Source organism: Pseudomonas sp. P8_241 (assembly GCF_034008315.1).
Taxonomy (GTDB): Bacteria; Pseudomonadota; Gammaproteobacteria; order Pseudomonadales; family Pseudomonadaceae; genus Aquipseudomonas.
This window is the reverse complement of record NZ_CP125377.1, coordinates 383,045-400,237: the sequence shown is the minus strand read 5'-3', so window position 1 is coordinate 400,237 and position 17,193 is coordinate 383,045. Positions and strand designations below refer to the sequence as shown.

Genomic DNA, 17,193 nt, shown 5'->3' with positions numbered 1-17,193 from the left:
CCGTTGGTAAACCGGATTGAAGAGAATCATCATGAGCCAGTTGTCCATCACCCCTTTGAGTTCTGCCCTCGGCGCGCAAATCAGCGGCGTCGACATCAGCCAGCCACTGAACCTGGAGCAGCGCGACACCATAGAACAGGCACTGCTCAAGCATCAGGTGCTGTTCTTCCGCAACCAGCCGATTACACCGCAGCAACAGGCGCGATTCGCCACCAATTTCGGCGACCTGCACATTCACCCGATCTACCCGAACGTACCCGAGCAACCCGAAGTGCTGATCCTCGACACTGCCGTCACCGACGTGCGCGATAACGCGATCTGGCACACCGACGTCACCTTCCTGCCGACCCCGGCCATGGGTGCAGTACTCAGCGCCAAGCTGCTGCCAGAGTATGGTGGCGACACATTGTGGGCCAGCGGTATTGCAGCCTATGAAGCCTTGTCGGCACCCTTGAAAAACTTGCTCGAAGGCCTGACCGCCACCCACGATTTCACCCGCTCCTTCCCGCTGGAGCGCTATGGCAACACGCCCGAAGCGCTGGCCCAGTGGGAAGAAGCTCGGCGCAAGAATCCGCCGCTGTCGCATCCGGTGATCCGTACGCATCCGGTCAGCGGACGCCGCTCGTTGTTCATCAATGAAGGCTTTACCTCGAAAATCAACGAGCTGTCGGAAACCGAGAGCGAAGCAGTTCTGAAATTCCTGTTCGCCCATTCAACGCGGCCTGAATTCACCATTCGCTGGCGCTGGCAGCAGGACGACATTGCGTTCTGGGACAACCGCGTGACCCAACATTACGCAGTGGACGACTACCGCCCGGCACGACGGGTGATGCAGCGGGCGACGGTATTGGGGGATGTACCGTTTTAAGATCAAAAGATCGCAGCCTGCGGCAGCTCCTACACGGAACTGATGTACACCCGTAGGAGCTGCCGCAGGCTGCGATTTTTTTTCAGCGACTGACTTTCGCTTCAGTCCGACTTCACACTTGCACAACCACACTCGACAGGAACAAAGTCGCTAAAGCATCAAAGCGGCGATTCCTATCGCAAGGTTGGAGCAAGCATGCACACGACAATCATCATCACCTTCGGCCTGGTTCTGCTCGCGATGATGCTGTTCATCGGCGAGAAACTCGGCTTCAGCCGTCAGACCCTGACCTACGGTTTTGTCGTGCTGTGGTTGGCGATGACGGTTATCAATGGCGCTATCGGCGTGGTGACGACCGGCCAGTCGCTAAGCACGGAACTGGGGATCGGCACGATGGTGTTCAGCATCCCGGTGGCGGCCTTGGTGTTGTTCATGGTGCTGAGCGCCGAGACCTGACCGGCCTCGGCGCCTTGCCCTCAGTCAACGCACCAGATGCAGAAATTGCATGTGCCGCTCGTACTGATCGAGGATGTCGTTGATGATCTGCTCCTTGGTGTAGCCGACCAGATCGTAGTCCTGACTGCCCTCGCTCAAATGCACTTCGGCGCGGTAATAGCGACGGTTGTTGAGCTGCTTGGAACCCATGCCACCCCGAGCGAAAGACGGTGTGAAGTAACCACGCATCTGAACCTGATACACGAAGGGATGCTGGTCGCCATGGCCGATTTCCAGGCTGACGCTGTCATTGGCCGGGTCCGGGTGCGTAACCACGTGCAGGCCCTTTTCCCTGAACACGGCGGACACCTCTTCAATCGCCGGTCGCACGGTCGTGTCGAGGAAGCGATAAACCTCATCGCGCGACGGAAAATGCACCGCCTGACTCAAGCGCTGACGCCAGCCACCCTTGCCACGCCGAGAACCCGAGACCGGCGCCAGCGAGTGCATCTGCGCAATCTGCTTCTGCGACTCCAGATAAAACGCCTTGTGCAGCCCCCACATCATCAGCAGCAAGATCAGCGAGAACGGCAACGACGTCAGGACCACCGCCGACTTCAGCGCATCGATGCTGCCGGAGAACAACAGCGCACTGGTGACCAGCGCGGTCATCGCGCCCCAGAACACCCGCAGCCATTTCGGCCCGTCTTCATCGGGATTGCCGCCCTTGGCGGAAAGTGTCGATAACACCACGGTGCCGGAATCAGCGGAGGTGACGAAGAACACAAAGCTGATGAACACCGTGACCGCGATCACGGTTTTACTCCACGGGTAGGTTTCCAACAGCAAGTACAGCGTCATCGACGGGTTGTCGATGGCCGACATGCCCAATGCGCTCATGCCGTGATTGAGTACCTGGTCGATGGCGCTGTTGCCGAAGATCGACATCCACGCCAGGGTGAAACCAAGCGGGATCAGCAGCACGCCGAAGACGAATTCGCGGATGGTCCGGCCACGGGAAATCCGTGCGATGAACAGGCCCACGAACGGAGACCATGCGATCCACCAGGCCCAATAAAACACCGTCCAGCCACCCAGCCAGTCGCTGGGTTTGTCGTAGGCGTAGAGGTCGAAGCTCTTCATCGGCAAAGCGCCGAGGTAGTCGCCAACGTTCTGGATCAGTGTGTTGAGCAAATGCTGCGTGGGGCCTGCGAACAGCACGAACAGCAGCAGCGCACAGGCCAGCAGCATGTTGATGTCGGACATCACCCGCACGCCTTTGTCGACGCCGGACACGGCAACAATGATCGCCGCGCCCATCATCAGCGTGATCAGGCCGACCTGAATCCACTGGGTGTGAGCGATGCCGAACAGGTAGTCCAGCCCGGAATTGAGGTGCAGCACGCCAAACCCCATATCGGCCCCGAGGCCGAACACCGTGGCGATGATGCCGAAGCCGTCCACCGCATAACCGATAGGGCCGTTGATGCGTTTGCCGATCAGCGGATACAGCGCCGAACGCAGGGCCAGCGGCAGGTTGTGCCGGTAAGCGAAGTACGCGAGCGCCATGCCAACGAAGGCGAACACGCCCCAGCCATGCAGACCCCAATGCAGAAACAGAATCTGCATCGCCTGGCGCGCTGCATCCGCGGTGCCCGCCTCACCCTGAGGCGGCTGGAGCATGTGGGTCAGGGGTTCGGACACGCAAAAGAAGAACAGCGTGATACTGATCCCGGCGGCGAACAACATGCCTGCCCAAGACAGGTAACTGAACTCGGGCTCGTCGTGGTCGGCACCGAGTTTTATCTTGCCGTAGCCCGATAACGCGGTGACCACCACGAAGACCAGATACAGGGTCATCGCCAACATGTAGTACCAGCCGACCGTATTGGCCGCCCAGTTTTGCGCCGCCAGTAACCACGCTCCGGCCTGCTCGGGCATGGCGATGACAACGATACCAAACAACAGAATGAAGCTGGCCGAGAAGTAGAAAACCGGCGGATTCATGCGGACCAGGCCGCTGGCGGGAGTGGACGATGCACTCATGAACGGTGCACCTCGCAGGGGTAAAACGTGGCTGTAGAAATCGGACTCAGCAAAGGCAAGCCTCCTGTTGTGAGCGGGCGGCGAACCACCGGTTTAACTTGAATGAACGTTCAAGTTAAACATACATAGGGGGCTAAGGACTAATCGCAGGGCTCGGCGGTTCTGGTTTTAGGTGTTCTGTAGGAGCTGCCGCAGGCTGCGATCTTCTGATTTTGGTTGGTGGCGCGCCTGGAAAAGATCGCAGCCTCGTTGCACTCGACAGCTCCTACAGCTGTTACATCCTTACTTCTGCGCCCCATCATCATGCTGCAGATTAGCCTGGGTCAGGTTGCTGCCCGCCGGCACGCTGCGGGTCAGCCAGACGTTGCCGCCGATGGTAGAACCCTGGCCGATAGTGATCCGTCCCAAAATCGTCGCCCCGGCATAAATCACCACGTCATCCTCCACGATCGGATGCCGCGCCTGCCCCTTCTGCAACTGACCGTCTTCGTCCGCCGGAAAGCGCTTGGCGCCCAAAGTCACCGCCTGATAAATCCGCACGCGCTCGCCGATGATCGCGGTTTCGCCGATCACTACACCTGTGCCGTGGTCAATGAAGAAACTGCGGCCGATCTGCGCGCCGGGGTGAATGTCGATACCGGTGGCAGAGTGGGCGATTTCCGCGCTGATCCGCGCCAGCAGCGGCAACCCGGCCCGATACAAATGGTGAGCCAGTCGATGATGAATCACCGCCAGAATGCCCGGGTAACACAACAACACTTCATCGACGCTGCGTGCTGCCGGGTCACCGTGATAGGCCGCGAGTACGTCGGTGTCCAGCAGACTGCGCAACCCAGGCAACGCGAGGGCGAAGTCCTGAATGATCTGGATGGTTTTGGCTTCGACTTCAGTCTCGGCCTGGGCACTGTGGCGAGCGGCGTAGCGCAGTTCGAGCCGCGCCTGAGCCAGCAATGCATTTAATGCGACATCCAGCGTATGGCCGACATAGAAATCTTCACTTTCCTCACGCAAGTCCACCGGACCCAGACGCATCGGGAACAACGCACCACACAAGGCTTCGAGAATCTCCGCCATGGCCGCCCGAGAGGGCAACTCACGGCCACCCTGTTCGCCGCTGGCCCGGCCGTTTTGTGTACGCCACTGTTCACGTGCCGTGCGCAACTCGCTGACGATGGTCTGCAATTGCCAATGGCTTGATCGCTCACTCACGGTAAAGACTCCTTACGGGCGGCCGGACTGTCGGGCCGCACTGACGGCGCCTACTTTACGGCAAGGGTCGTGAGGCAAATTAAGAACCAATTGTGCTGTGGTCAGTTCGTTTGGCTATAAGAGATTGACGGTTGCCCCAGCAAAACACCGTGCCTATAGTCCTGAGATCTTTCACCGCCAGTACGGACCCATGATCAAACAACAGCTCGCTCGTTTTAATCGCCTCGACCTGCTCGGTCAGCCCACGGCCCTGGAAAAACTCGAACGCCTGTCGACGTGGCTGGACCGCGACGTATATGTCAAACGCGATGACCTGACGCCACTGGCACTGGGTGGCAACAAGCTGCGCAAACTCGAATACCTGGCCGCCGATGCGCTCGCTCAAGGTGCCGATACGTTGATCACCGCGGGCGCGCTGCAATCCAATCACGTACGCCAGACTGCTGCGATCGCGGCCAAGCTGGGTCTCGGCTGCGTGGCCTTGCTGGAAAACCCGCTGGGCACCGATGACAGTAACTACACCGGCAATGGCAACCGACTGCTGCTCGACCTGTTCGATGCCAAGGTCGAGCTGGTGGAAAACCTCGACAACGCTGACGAGCAACTTCAGGCGCTCGCCGGGCGCCTGCACAGCAACGGCAAAAAACCCTATCTGGTGCCGATCGGCGGTTCCAATGCCTTGGGTGCGCTGGGATATGTCCGCGCAGGGCTGGAATTGGCTGAGCAGATCAAAGACACCGGCCTGACTTTCTCCGCAGTAGTCCTGGCCTCAGGTAGCGCTGGAACCCACAGCGGTCTGGCATTGGCCTTGAGCGAAGCTCTGCCGGATTTGCCAGTAATCGGTGTGACGGTTTCGCGCAGCGAGGAAGACCAGCTGCCGAAGGTACAAGGCCTGGCCGAGCGCACCGCCGAACTGCTGGGCGTGAACCTGCCGGCGGCTTTTAAAGTCGAGTTATGGGACGAATACTTCGGCCCGCGCTATGGCGAGCCGAACGCCGGGACACTGGCAGCAGTGAAGCTGCTGGCAAGCCAGGAAGGCTTGCTGCTCGACCCGGTCTACACTGGCAAGGCCATGGCCGGGTTGCTTGATGGGATCGGGCGTCAGCGTTTCGACAAAGGCCCGATTATTTTCCTGCACACCGGCGGGGCGCCGGCGTTGTTTGCCTATAAGGATTTTCTGTAACCACTTCAAAAGGTCGCAGCCTTCGGCAGCTTCCACAGGTGCACGCCGATCCATGTAGGAGCTGCCGCAGGCTGCGATCTTTTTTATAAAACGTATATTCAATTAAAGAATAATAAAAATAATATCCATTATTTTCAATTCTAAAGGCGTCATCTTATAGTCACGCCGCAGGCGAATTTGCAGCGAGACGCATAAGCTGCTTTAAGGCAGGATATCGCAGTCGTCCAAATCCCGAATTTGCCAACTTTCCTAAAGCGTCTTCCATAAGAAAACACAGGGGCTTGTCATGAATTTTTCCGCACTACGTCGAAATCTGCTGGTGGGTTCGCTGGGCCTGGCACTGAGCGCCGGCCTGATTGGCCAGGCGGTTGCCGGTGAGCAACTGCAACAAATCAAGGACAAAGGCGTGATCAACGTCGGCCTTGAAGGCACTTATCCACCGTTCAGTTTCGTTGATGCCGACGGCAAACTGACCGGCTTCGAAGTCGAGTTCTCCGAAGCACTGGCTAAAGAATTGGGCGTGAAAGTCAAACTGCAACCAACCAAATGGGACGGCATCCTCGCGGCGCTGGAATCCAAGCGTCTGGACGCAGTGATCAATCAGGTAACCATCTCCGAAGAGCGCAAGAAGAAGTACGACTTCTCCGAGCCTTACACCGTATCCGGGATTCAGGCACTGGTGCTGACCAAGAAAGCCACCGAGCTGAACATCAAGAGTGCCGCGGATCTGGCTGGCAAAAAAGTCGGCGTAGGCCTGGGCACCAACTACGAGCAGTGGGTGAAAGAGAATGTTCCGACTGCTGACATCCGCACCTACGAAGACGATCCAACCAAGTTCCAGGACCTGCGTGTCGGCCGCATCGACGCCATCCTGATCGACCGCCTGGCCGCGCTGGAATACGCCAAGAAAGCCAAGGACACCACCGCCGCCGGTGAAGCGTTCTCCCGCCAGGAAGCCGGCATTGCCCTGCGCAAAGGCGAGCCTGAATTGTTGGCTGCGGTGAACAAGGCGATCGACAAGCTGCGCGCCGATGGCACTCTGAAAAAGCTTTCGGAAAAATACTTCAACGCTGACGTCACTCAATAATGGAAGAAGCTTTTCAACTCGCACTGGACTCCGCGCCCTTTTTGCTCAAGGGCGCGTACTACACGGTGATTCTGAGCCTGGGCGGGATGTTCTTCGGCCTGGTGATGGGGTTCGGCCTGGCGCTGATGCGTCTGTCGCGTTTCAAGCTGGTGAGCTGGATTGCCCGCATCTACGTGTCGTTCTTTCGCGGCACGCCGTTGCTGGTGCAATTGTTCGTGATCTATTACGGCTTGCCGCAGTTAGGCCTGGAACTCGATCCGCTGCCGGCGGCACTGATCGGCTTCTCGCTGAACATGGCCGCGTACGCCTGTGAAATCCTGCGTGCCGCGATCAGCTCCATCGAGCGCGGCCAATGGGAAGCGGCTGCCAGTATCGGCATGACCCGCGCGCAGACCTTACGCCGGGCCATCCTGCCGCAAGCCATGCGCACTGCATTGCCACCGCTGGGCAACAGCTTCATTTCGCTGGTCAAAGACACCGCGCTGGCCGCCACCATCCAGGTGCCGGAACTGTTCCGCCAGGCGCAACTGATCACCGCTCGTACCTTCGAAATCTTCACCATGTATCTTGCCGCCGCCCTGATCTACTGGGTTCTCGCAACCGCGCTGTCGCACCTGCAGAACCAGTTGGAAGCGCGGGTCAATCGGCACGACCAGGAGTCCTGACCCAATGATTGTCGTGGAAAAACTGACAAAGCAGTTCAAGGGTCAAGTCGTGCTCAACGGCATCGATCTTGAGGTAAAGGCAGGTGAGGTAGTAGCGATCATCGGCCCTAGCGGTTCGGGCAAAACCACTTTCCTGCGCTGCCTGAATTTTCTGGAGGAACCTACCAGCGGCCGGATCAAGGTCGGCGATATCGAGATCGATACCAGCCGCCCCCTGAACCAGCAGCAGAGCCTGGTGCGACGTTTGCGCCAGCATGTGGGTTTCGTGTTTCAGAACTTCAACCTGTTCCCCCATCGCACCGCCCTGGAAAACGTTATCGAAGGTCCGATCATCGTCAAGAAGATCGCGCGCGTCGATGCCATTGCCTTGGGTAAAAAGCTGCTGGCCAAAGTTGGCCTCGCGGGCAAGGAGGACGCTTACCCGCGTCGTCTCTCCGGCGGTCAGCAACAGCGCGTGGCGATTGCCCGAGCGCTGGCGATGGAGCCGGAAGTGATCCTGTTTGATGAACCGACCTCCGCGCTCGATCCTGAGCTGGTGGGCGAAGTGTTGGCGACCATCCGCGGCCTGGCCGAAGAGAATCGCACTATGGTGATCGTCACCCACGAAATGGGCTTCGCTCGGGATGTGGCCAATCGCGTGGTGTTTTTCGATAAAGGCGTGATCGTTGAGCAAGGCGAAGCGAAGGCGCTGTTTGCCAATCCGAAAGAAGAACGGACAAAACAGTTCCTCAGCAAGTTCCTAAATAACGCTCACAACTAACACCCTGCGCAACACCGGACAACTTCCACGGATGGAAGTTACATCCACACCCCGCGACCCTCTTCAAACCCAAAATAAATACAGGCGAACGCTAGACAACTTTTTGTCAGCGCAAGCGGTACATATTTATATTTAAACAACAATTTGATTATGCTATTGGCCGCTGCGTGGCTATTTCCTACAGGGGCGGGGCGTTGCGATGAAAAACCCGAATCCTACTGGTTTTAGCGGGCATATTCGACACAGACCCAAGGTTTATTAACCTTTCAGCGTAGGAACTTTCTGAATAACCACCCTCTCCCGCCTTAACTAATAATTCCCATTGACACTTATTCCAGCACGCTCTTATCTAGACTCCTGCCGCGACACTCACAACGCTTAATCATTATTCCAACTCAAAGTAATGACATGTTTTGCTGTTCGACATTTGCGTTTTTTGTTTTTCCAGAAACGGACTTCGTTGCAAGACTTCAAGGAGACTCCATGAAAAGCACCTCGAACAAACCCGGGCCCGTGGCCCCGACCCTGGCGCAATCTCACAAGACCGGTATCAACATCACCGGCGCGGCGCATCTGCTGATCGACGTGGCGCCCTACCCCGGCATGGACGAAGGGGATCTGATCGAACTGTTCTGGGACAACTGCTACGTAGCCTCCAAAGCCCTGACACCCGGCGATATCGGGCAATCGGTGCAGCTACGGGTTCCGGAAAGCTTCGTCACCAACGGTACTTCGCGCATTCACTACCGGATCATGCGGGTCGGCCAAGCGCCCACGGTATCTGCCAGCAGGCAAGTGCAGATCAAACTCGACTGCCCTGGCGGCCAACCCTCCCTGCTATGCGGCGATGAAAATCAAGGCCTCGCACCGATCAGCATTCCCGAGGCGATTCGCCGTCAGGGGATCAACGCCAATCAGATCAACCGCGGTGTTCCACTGACCATTGAGCCGTACCTGAACATGGCCATCGATGACGAAATCACCTTGCGCTGGGGTGATGCGCGCATGGACCTGCCAAGGCTCAAGGCGAGTGATGTGGGCCAGCCCATTCAGGTCTGGGTGCCGCCGGCCATCATTCTCGAAGCTGGCGAAGACCTGCGCCTGGAAGTGACGTATTGCATCCTCGACCGGGTGGGCAACAACTCTCGCTGGGCGCCGGCCCGTTTGTTGAAGATTGGTTGTGCCAATCCTTGTCTGAAAGTCTTTCCGAAAAAAGTGCTCAAGGCTGCCGAACTCCGCAAGCGATGAGTCTTGGCCTGGAATCAAAGGATCGCAGCCTGCGGCAGCTCCCGCGCGCATCGTCGTCAACCCTGTAGGAGCTGCCGCAGGCTGCGATCTTTTGACCTTCTATACATATTCCTAAAAGTTAGTTTCTAAATTTTTTATACAAGTTTAGGGTATATACACCGGACCACCGGACATCCTTGTTTTCATGCGCGGCCACAAGCGGCGCTTTCATAAGATGTGAGGTAGGTATGGTCCAGAACACAATCACCCCAGTGCAGAACGCCAGGGCATTGCGTGCAGCCAAGGAGCAGCACTGATGTCCAGTCTGGCAGATGCAATCGTCCAGAGTGACCTGGACATCGCCCCGTTGTTGTTGCCCGCGCAAGTGCTGCGCAACGATGCCCAAGCCATCAAGGCTGCCCACGAACTGGCGCAAGTCGCCCGCCTGCAAGCCGCCAAACGTGACCAACAGCGCAAGCTGCCATGGTCTGAAATCGAACAGTTCACCCGCAGCGGCCTGGGCAGCATTTCCATTCCCCGTGAGTACGGCGGCCCGCAGGTTTCGTTCGTCACCCTGGCCGAGGTGTTCGCGATCATTTCCGCAGCAGACCCGGCGCTTGGGCAGATCCCGCAAAATCAGTTCGGGATTCTTAATCTGGTGCTCGGTAGCGCCACCGAAGCGCAGAAACAACTGCTGTTCAAAAGTGTGCTCGACGGCTGGCGCATCGGCAATGCCGGGCCTGAGCGCAGCACCAAAAACACTCTGGACCTGAAAGCGCGTATCACCGCTGACGACGTCCTCAATGGCCAGAAGTTCTATTCCACCGGCGCACTGTTCGCCCATTGGGTCGCGGTCAAAGCATTGAACGAGGACGGCAGACAAGTGCTGGCGTTCATCCAACGCGGTACACCGGGTTTGCGCATCGTTGATGACTGGTCGGGCTTCGGTCAACGCACCACCGCCAGCGGTACGATTTTGCTCAACAACGTAAAGGTCGATCCTGAGCTGGTGGTGGATAACTGGCGGATCAACGAAACACCCAATATCCAGGGTGCAGTCTCGCAGTTGATCCAGGCCGCCATCGATGCCGGCATCGCCCGGGGTGCTATCGACGATGCCATCGACTTTGTGAAAAAACGCGCCCGGCCGTGGATCGACGCCAAGGTCGAACGAGCCAGCGATGACCTCTACGTGATCGCCGACATCGGCAAACTGAAAATCGAACTGCACGCCGCCGAAGCGCTGTTGCGCAAGGCCGGGCAGGTGCTCGATCAGGTTAGCGCCGCGCCCTTCACCGCCGAGTCCGCCGCCCGCGCCTCGATTGCCGTGGCCGAAGCCAAAGTGCTGACCACCGAAATCTCGTTGCAGGCCAGCGAAAAACTCTTCGAACTGGCCGGCAGCCACGCAACCCTCGCCGAATTCAACCTCGACCGTCACTGGCGCAATGCCCGGGTGCACACGCTGCACGACCCGGTGCGCTGGAAGTATTACGCCGTCGGCGCGTACCGCCTGAACGGCACCTTGCCGGCCCGTCATTCCTGGATCTGACGACCAGACATCTGGAGAAGCACATGACAAGTTCTCACCACGTCGCGGTCATCACCAGCGATGAGCAAGCCCTGATTGTCGCCAGCGATCTGGCCGAAGACTTCAAACGCGACAGCGCCCTGCGCGACCGTGAACGCCGTTTGCCCCACGCGGAGCTGGAGGTATTTTCCCGCTCGGGCCTGTGGGGTATCAGCGTGCCGAAAGAATACGGCGGCGCAGGTGTTTCCAACGTTACGCTGGCCAAAGTAATCGCCCTGATCGCACAGGCCGACGGCTCGCTTGGACAGATACCGCAAAACCACTTTTACGCACTGGAAGTGCTGCGCGTGAACGGTAACCACGAGCAGAAACAACGTTTGTACTCGCAGGTTCTGGCCGGCCAGCGCTTCGGCAATGCCTTGGCCGAACTCGGCACCAAAACCGCCCACGACCGCACAACCAGCCTGACCCCCGACGGCATCGGCTATCGCATCAGCGGTCGCAAGTTCTACGCCACGGGCGCGATTTACGCCCAGCGAATTCCGACATCCGTGGTAGATGAAAACGGCGTGCAGCAACTGGCGTTCGTGCCGCGTAACAGCAAAGGCCTTACCGTGATTGATGACTGGAGCGGCTTCGGCCAGCGCACCACCGGCAGCGGTTCGGTGGTGTTCGAAGACGTCTATGTCGCTGCCGAAGACGTCATTCCCTTTCAAAGCGCTTTCGAGCGTCCGACGCCGGTCGGACCGTTGGCGCAGATTCTCCACGCCGCCATCGACACCGGCATCGCCCGCGCCGCTTACGAAGATGCGTTGCATTTCGTGCGCACCAAGACCCGTCCATGGATCGACGCCACCCATGAAAAAGCCTCCGACGATCCGCTGACCCTAAAGAGCTTCGGCCACTTGAGCATCCGCCTGCACGCCGCCGAAGCACTACTGGAACGCGCGGGTGAGTTCCTCGACAAAGCCCAACTCGAGACCACCGCCGACACGGTCGCAGCCGCCTCGATTGCCGTCGCAGAAGTTCGCGCCATCAGCACCGAAATATCTCTCGCCGCCGCCAGTACATTGTTTGAACTTGCAGGCAGTCAGGCGACGCTACGCGAGCACGGACTGGACCGGCACTGGCGCAACGCTCGGGTGCATACCCTGCACGACCCGGTGCGCTGGAAGTATCACGCCGTCGGCAACTACTACCTCAACGATGAAAACCCGCCACTGCGGGGGACCATCTGATGACCCGCAAGAAGATCCTGCTCAACGCGTTCAACATGAACTGCATCGGGCACATCAACCACGGTTTGTGGACGCACCCAAGAGACACATCGACCCGGTATAAAACCATCGAGTACTGGACCGAACTGGCGCAATTGCTCGAGCGCGGCCTGTTCGACGGCTTGTTCATTGCCGACATCGTCGGCGTCTACGACGTTTACCAGAACTCGGTGGATGTACCGCTCAAAGAATCGATCCAGTTGCCCGTCAATGACCCGCTGCTGCTGGTTTCGGCGATGGCGGCGGTGACCAGAAACCTCGGTTTCGGCCTGACCGCCAACCTCACCTACGAACCGCCCTATCTGTTCGCTCGGCGCATGTCGACGCTGGACCATTTGAGTCGCGGCCGTGTGGGCTGGAACATCGTCACCGGCTACCTCGACAGCGCCGCCAAGGCCATGGGCCTGAGCGAACAGGTCGAGCACGACCGTCGATATGACCAGGCGGACGAATACCTGCAAGTGCTCTACAAACTCTGGGAAGGCAGTTGGGAAAACGGCGCGGTGCTCAACGACCCGCAGCAGCGGATCTACGCGCAGCCAGAAAAGGTGCACAAGGTCGAGCACAAAGGCGAGTTCTATCAGGTCGAGGGTTATCACCTCTGCGAACCGTCACCGCAACGCACCCCGGTGTTGTTTCAAGCGGGCAGTTCGGATCGCGGACTGCAGTTCGCCGGGCGACATGCCGAGTGCGTGTTCATCAGCGGCCAGACCAAAGCATCGACCAAGGTTCAAGTGGACAACGTCCGCGCCAGCGCCATCGAAGCGGGGCGCAACCCAGAAGACATCAAGGTGTTCATGGGCCTGAACGTGATCGTTGACGAAACCGAAGAGCGGGCCTGGGCCAAGCACGCCGAATACTTGAGCTACGCCAGTGCCGAAGCCGGCGTGGCGCATTTTTCGGCCTCCACCGGGATCGATTTCTCCGAGTACGCCATCGACGAACCGATCCAGTACGTGAAGAGCAACGCCATTCAGTCCGCTACCAAACACCTGCAAAACAACGACTGGACCCGACGAAAACTGCTGGAGCAACACGCCCTCGGTGGTCGCTACATCACCGTGGTGGGTTCGCCCGGGCAGGTGGCAGATGAACTGGAATCCTGGATCGCCGAGACGGGGTTGGATGGCTTCAACCTGACGCGGATTGTCACGCCGGAAAGCTATGTGGATTTCATTGAGCTGGTGATTCCTGAGCTGCAACGGCGCGGGTCGTACAAGACCGCTTATGACGATGGCAGCTTGCGGCAAAAGCTGTTTCACGAAGGGGCGCATTTGCCTGAGCAACACACCGGTTCGGCGTTTCGCCGTTAAAAGAATCGCCGGCAAGCCAGCGCCTACAGGGTTTTGTGAACGCCATAAATCCACTGTAGGAGCTGGCTTGCCAGCGATGAGGCCCGACCAAGCACCACAAACCTTATGCACTGACTGGATATATCATCATGAAAAAGAACTACTTCTCTCACCCAGTCAAAGCACTGGCCCTGGCCCTCGGCCTCTTCAGCTCGGTGACCTTCGCCGCCGACGCGCCATTGAAAATCGGCACCACCGCGGCTTTCGCCATTCCTCTGGAAGCCGCCGTCGAGGAAGCCAACAAACAAGGCCTGAAAGTCGAACTGGTGGAGTTCAGCGACTGGATCGCACCGAACGTCAGCCTGGCCTCAGGCGATATCGACGTGAACTACTTCCAGCACATCCCCTTCCTGGAAAACGCCAAGGCTGCCGCAGGTTTTGACCTGGTGCCGTTCGCGCCCGGGATCATCAACAACGTCGGCCTCTACTCGAAGAAATACAAAAGCTTCGACGAGCTGCCAGAAGGCGCCAGCGTCGCCATCGCCAACGACCCGATCAACAGCGGTCGCGGTTTGCAGTTGCTGGCCAAGGCGGGGCTGATCACGCTTAAACCCGGCGTCGGATACAAAGCCACCGAAGAAGACATCATCGCCAACCCGAAGAAAATCAAAATCCTCCAGGTCGAAGCCGTGCAACTGGTGCGTGCTTACGACGACGCCGATCTGGTCCAGGGTTACCCGGCCTACATTCGCCTATCGAAGACCTTCGATGCCGGTTCCGCGCTGCTGTTCGACGGTCTTGATCACAAGGAATACGTGATCCAGTTCGTGATCCAGCCCAAAAGCAAAACCGATCCGCGCCTGATCAAGTTCGTCGACATCTACCAGCACTCGCCGGCCGTACGCGCAGCACTGGATAAGGCTCACGGCAAACTGTATCAAGCCGGCTGGGAAAGCTGAGCATGACCGCCGCGATCCAACGGCGACTGGAGATTCCAGAGCCTGCAAGCGCTGCACAAACGGAGCTGCATCCCGAACTCAATCGTGCCCATGTGCGCTTCATCAATCTGGGTAAAACCTACAGCGGCCAGCAAGGTCCGGTGGCCGCGTTGCACGGTATCGACCTGGCGATTCAGCGCGGTGAAGTGTTCGGCATCATCGGCCGCAGCGGTGCTGGCAAATCGTCGCTGATTCGCACCATCAATCGTCTGGAACAACCGAGCAGCGGTCGGGTACTGATCGATCAGGTCGACATCGGCGAGTTCGACGAAAACCGCTTGGTGGCCCTGCGTCGGCGTATCGGCATGATCTTTCAGCACTTCAATTTGATGTCCGCCAAGACGGTTTGGCAGAACGTCGAGTTGCCGCTCAAAGTCGCAGGAGTACCCAAGGAACAGCGCGAGAAAAAGGTTCGTGAGTTGCTGGAACTGGTGGGCCTGCAATCCAGGCACAAGGCTTACCCGGCGCAGCTGTCCGGTGGGCAGAAACAGCGTGTCGGTATCGCCCGTGCACTGGTGCATGATCCGGATATTTTGCTGTGCGACGAAGCAACCTCTGCACTGGACCCTGAGACCACTCAATCGATCCTCGGCCTGCTGCGCGAGATCAACCAGCGCCTTGGCCTGACCATCGTTTTGATCACCCACGAGATGGCGGTGATCCGCGATATCTGTGATCGCGTCGTGGTGCTGGAACACGGGCGAATCGTCGAGCAAGGGCCGGTGTGGGAGGTGTTCGGCAATCCGCAACATGAGGTCAGTAAGACGCTACTCGCGCCGTTACAACACACCCTGCCTGAAGAGCTGCAAAACCGTTTGCACTCGCAGCCGAAAACCTGCGATGCCGCCGTGGTCCTTCGCTTGCAATTCACCGGCAACCAACGCGACGAGCCAGACCTGGCCGCGCTGTTCAGTGCACTCGGTGGTCGCGTGCGTTTGCTGCAAGGGGGTGTGGAACGGATTCAGGGGCATGCGATTGGACAACTGTTATTAGCGGTGACCGGCTCGCCACTCGACGCCGAAGAATTGCGTCAGCGCGCCAGTGATTGGGCGCAAAACGTGGAGGTATTGGGTTATGTGGTTTGATCGTTTGTTGCAAGGTTTCATCGACACCTTCCTGATGGTCGGCGTGTCGTCGTTGATTGCGCTGTTGGCGGGCATTCCGCTGGCGGTGATCCTCGTCACCAGCGCCAAGGGTGGTATTTACGAAGCGCCAGCGCTGAACCGGGCCTTGGGTGCATTCGTGAACCTGTTTCGCTCGATTCCGTTTCTGATTTTGATGGTGGCGCTGATTCCGTTCACACGGTTGATCGTCGGCACCACTTACGGCGTATGGGCGGCTGTGGTCCCACTGACCATTGCGGCCACACCCTTCTTTGCGCGCATTGCTGAAGTGAGTTTACGAGAGGTCGATCACGGGTTGGTCGAAGCGGCGCAGGCGATGGGTTGCCGGCGTTGGCACATCGTTTGGCACGTGTTGCTGCCCGAGGCACTGCCGGGGATTGTTGGTGGGTTCACCATCACGCTGGTGACAATGATCAATTCGTCGGCCATGGCCGGGGCGATTGGTGCCGGTGGACTGGGGGATATTGCCTATCGGTACGGCTATCAGCGGTTTGATAGCCAGATCATGTTGACGGTGATTGTATTGCTGGTGGTGTTGGTGGCGGCGATTCAGTTGGGTGGGGATCGGTTGGCGCGGGGGTTGAACAAGCGGTAGGTGAAGAGCAAAAGATCGCAGCCTTCGGCAGCTCCTACAGGGATTGGCAGTGATCCGACGTTAGGGCTGCGATCATGGCTTGTGTAGGAGCTGCCGCAGGCTGCGATCTTTCAAAGCGCGAAAGCGCTTATAGTCAACACATCTCCTTTTCCTGCGCAGCCGACCATGAAGCAAACACCCGACGACCTCGAACAGATCACCTCCACCACTCTGGGTCATTACAACGCGGTCGCCGAAGATTTCCGTGAAGGCACCCGCGATCACGACGTCAGCCAGAACATCGCTGCCCTGTTGCGACACCTTCAGGGCGAGGCGCCTTTCGACATTCTCGATTTTGGCTGCGGACCCGGGCGCGATTTGCAAACCTTTACGCGCATGGGTCACCGCGCAGTCGGCCTCGACGGTTCGGAAAAGCTCGCGCAGATGGCCCGTGAGGACAGTGGTTGCGAGGTCTGGCAACAGGATTTTCTGAAGCTCGATCTGCCGGCCGAGCGTTTCGACGGGATTTTTGCCAATGCGGTGTTGTTTCACATTCCGCGTCAGGAGTTACCTCGGGTGTTGAAGCAATTGCGCGGGGCGTTGAAACCGGGTGGGGTGTTGTTCAGTTCCAATCCCCGGGGCGAAAACCAGGAAGGCTGGAACGGGCCGCGTTATGGGTCGTATCACGACCTGACGGCCTGGCAGCAGTTGCTGACCGAGGCGGGGTTTGTGGAGTTGGAGCATTACTACCGGCCAGCGGGGCTGCCGCGAGCGCAGCAGCCTTGGTTGGCGAGTGTCTGGCGGCGCGCTGACTAATGCACAAATCAAAAGATCGCAACCTTCGGCAGCTCCTACAGTAGGTGGGTGTAGGAGCTGCCGAAGGCTGCGATCTTTTGTTTTTATTGCCAGAACAATCTCGC

General features: G+C 58.5%; 16 protein-coding genes. 14 read left to right on the top strand and 2 right to left on the bottom strand.

The genetic code is table 11. The features are described 5' to 3' along the window. Window positions 1-31: 31 nt before the first annotated feature. Window positions 32-868, top strand: coding sequence for a taurine dioxygenase (gene tauD / locus QMK58_RS01815; protein WP_320395795.1), 837 nt, complete (start codon window positions 32-34; stop codon window positions 866-868). Window positions 869-1,063: 195 nt separating this feature from the next. After that, window positions 1,064-1,324, top strand: a complete 261-nt coding sequence (locus tag QMK58_RS01810) for a hypothetical protein (RefSeq protein WP_053160719.1) — start codon at window positions 1,064-1,066, stop codon at window positions 1,322-1,324. A gap of 24 nt (window positions 1,325-1,348) precedes the next feature. Here QMK58_RS01810 and betT read toward each other — a convergent pair whose 3' ends face one another. Together betT and epsC are read right to left on the bottom strand one after the other, a co-directional pair. Then, a complete protein-coding gene (gene betT, locus QMK58_RS01805) occupies window positions 1,349-3,310 on the bottom strand; it encodes a choline transporter BetT (RefSeq protein WP_172681840.1) in 1,962 nt (653 codons plus the stop codon). A gap of 321 nt (window positions 3,311-3,631) precedes the next feature. Continuing rightward, window positions 3,632-4,558 carry a serine O-acetyltransferase EpsC gene (gene epsC / locus QMK58_RS01800; RefSeq protein ID WP_053160717.1) on the bottom strand — a complete coding sequence of 309 codons (927 nt, stop codon included), beginning with the start codon at window positions 4,556-4,558 and terminating at the stop codon, window positions 3,632-3,634. A 190-nt stretch (window positions 4,559-4,748) separates the two neighbouring features. Here epsC and QMK58_RS01795 point away from each other — a divergent pair, with 190 nt between their 5' ends. The 12 genes from QMK58_RS01795 to QMK58_RS01740 all read left to right on the top strand — a co-directional run bounded on the left by QMK58_RS01795 (window position 4,749) and on the right by QMK58_RS01740 (window position 17,089). Then, window positions 4,749-5,741: a D-cysteine desulfhydrase gene (locus QMK58_RS01795; RefSeq protein WP_053160716.1), complete on the top strand. Its 993-nt coding sequence runs from the start codon at window positions 4,749-4,751 to the stop codon at window positions 5,739-5,741. Between the two features lie 286 nt (window positions 5,742-6,027). After that, entirely contained in the window at window positions 6,028-6,828 is an 801-nt protein-coding gene (gene tcyJ / locus QMK58_RS01790) for a cystine ABC transporter substrate-binding protein (protein ID WP_053160715.1), read from the top strand. Next, the gene (gene tcyL / locus QMK58_RS01785; protein WP_053160714.1) at window positions 6,828-7,493 is read left to right on the top strand and encodes a cystine ABC transporter permease; all 666 of its coding nucleotides are present in this window, start codon (window positions 6,828-6,830) and stop codon (window positions 7,491-7,493) included. Before tcyJ ends, tcyL begins: the two co-directional genes overlap by 1 nt. Before the next feature lie 4 nt (window positions 7,494-7,497). Then, window positions 7,498-8,253, top strand: coding sequence for an L-cystine ABC transporter ATP-binding protein TcyN (tcyN, locus tag QMK58_RS01780; protein ID WP_053160713.1), 756 nt, complete (start codon window positions 7,498-7,500; stop codon window positions 8,251-8,253). A 483-nt stretch (window positions 8,254-8,736) separates the two neighbouring features. After that, a complete protein-coding gene (locus tag QMK58_RS01775; RefSeq protein WP_053160712.1) occupies window positions 8,737-9,501 on the top strand; it encodes a hypothetical protein in 765 nt (254 codons plus the stop codon). A 295-nt stretch (window positions 9,502-9,796) separates the two neighbouring features. Then, window positions 9,797-11,029: an SfnB family sulfur acquisition oxidoreductase gene (locus QMK58_RS01770; protein ID WP_053160711.1), complete on the top strand. Its 1,233-nt coding sequence runs from the start codon at window positions 9,797-9,799 to the stop codon at window positions 11,027-11,029. 23 nt (window positions 11,030-11,052) lie between these two features. Beyond that, complete coding sequence (locus QMK58_RS01765; RefSeq protein ID WP_053160710.1) at window positions 11,053-12,246, top strand: SfnB family sulfur acquisition oxidoreductase; 1,194 nt, start codon at window positions 11,053-11,055, stop codon at window positions 12,244-12,246. After that, complete coding sequence (locus QMK58_RS01760) at window positions 12,246-13,598, top strand: LLM class flavin-dependent oxidoreductase (protein WP_053160709.1); 1,353 nt, start codon at window positions 12,246-12,248, stop codon at window positions 13,596-13,598. Before QMK58_RS01765 ends, QMK58_RS01760 begins: the two co-directional genes overlap by 1 nt. Before the next feature lie 128 nt (window positions 13,599-13,726). After that, the gene (locus QMK58_RS01755; protein ID WP_053160708.1) at window positions 13,727-14,536 is read left to right on the top strand and encodes a MetQ/NlpA family ABC transporter substrate-binding protein; all 810 of its coding nucleotides are present in this window, start codon (window positions 13,727-13,729) and stop codon (window positions 14,534-14,536) included. Between the two features lie 2 nt (window positions 14,537-14,538). Beyond that, complete coding sequence (locus QMK58_RS01750) at window positions 14,539-15,660, top strand: methionine ABC transporter ATP-binding protein (RefSeq protein ID WP_320395794.1); 1,122 nt, start codon at window positions 14,539-14,541, stop codon at window positions 15,658-15,660. Next, the gene (locus QMK58_RS01745) at window positions 15,650-16,294 is read left to right on the top strand and encodes a methionine ABC transporter permease (RefSeq protein WP_053160706.1); all 645 of its coding nucleotides are present in this window, start codon (window positions 15,650-15,652) and stop codon (window positions 16,292-16,294) included. The genes QMK58_RS01750 and QMK58_RS01745 overlap by 11 nt, the downstream gene beginning before the upstream one ends. A 165-nt stretch (window positions 16,295-16,459) precedes the next feature. Beyond that, on the top strand, window positions 16,460-17,089 hold the full coding sequence (locus QMK58_RS01740; protein WP_053160705.1) for a class I SAM-dependent methyltransferase: 630 nt from the start codon (window positions 16,460-16,462) through the stop codon (window positions 17,087-17,089). Window positions 17,090-17,193: the final 104 nt, after the last annotated feature.

Coding starts and splice junctions, on each gene's coding strand:
- tauD (WP_320395795.1), top strand. CDS start 32: ATGAGCCAGTTGTCCATCACCCCTTTGAGTTCTGCCCTCGGCGCGCAA.
- QMK58_RS01810 (WP_053160719.1), top strand. CDS start 1,064: ATGCACACGACAATCATCATCACCTTCGGCCTGGTTCTGCTCGCGATG.
- betT (WP_172681840.1), bottom strand. CDS start 3,310: ATGAATCCGCCGGTTTTCTACTTCTCGGCCAGCTTCATTCTGTTGTTT.
- QMK58_RS01795 (WP_053160716.1), top strand. CDS start 4,749: ATGATCAAACAACAGCTCGCTCGTTTTAATCGCCTCGACCTGCTCGGT.
- tcyJ (WP_053160715.1), top strand. CDS start 6,028: ATGAATTTTTCCGCACTACGTCGAAATCTGCTGGTGGGTTCGCTGGGC.
- tcyL (WP_053160714.1), top strand. CDS start 6,828: ATGGAAGAAGCTTTTCAACTCGCACTGGACTCCGCGCCCTTTTTGCTC.
- tcyN (WP_053160713.1), top strand. CDS start 7,498: ATGATTGTCGTGGAAAAACTGACAAAGCAGTTCAAGGGTCAAGTCGTG.
- QMK58_RS01775 (WP_053160712.1), top strand. CDS start 8,737: ATGAAAAGCACCTCGAACAAACCCGGGCCCGTGGCCCCGACCCTGGCG.
- QMK58_RS01770 (WP_053160711.1), top strand. CDS start 9,797: ATGTCCAGTCTGGCAGATGCAATCGTCCAGAGTGACCTGGACATCGCC.
- QMK58_RS01765 (WP_053160710.1), top strand. CDS start 11,053: ATGACAAGTTCTCACCACGTCGCGGTCATCACCAGCGATGAGCAAGCC.
- QMK58_RS01760 (WP_053160709.1), top strand. CDS start 12,246: ATGACCCGCAAGAAGATCCTGCTCAACGCGTTCAACATGAACTGCATC.
- QMK58_RS01755 (WP_053160708.1), top strand. CDS start 13,727: ATGAAAAAGAACTACTTCTCTCACCCAGTCAAAGCACTGGCCCTGGCC.
- QMK58_RS01750 (WP_320395794.1), top strand. CDS start 14,539: ATGACCGCCGCGATCCAACGGCGACTGGAGATTCCAGAGCCTGCAAGC.
- QMK58_RS01745 (WP_053160706.1), top strand. CDS start 15,650: ATGTGGTTTGATCGTTTGTTGCAAGGTTTCATCGACACCTTCCTGATG.
- QMK58_RS01740 (WP_053160705.1), top strand. CDS start 16,460: ATGAAGCAAACACCCGACGACCTCGAACAGATCACCTCCACCACTCTG.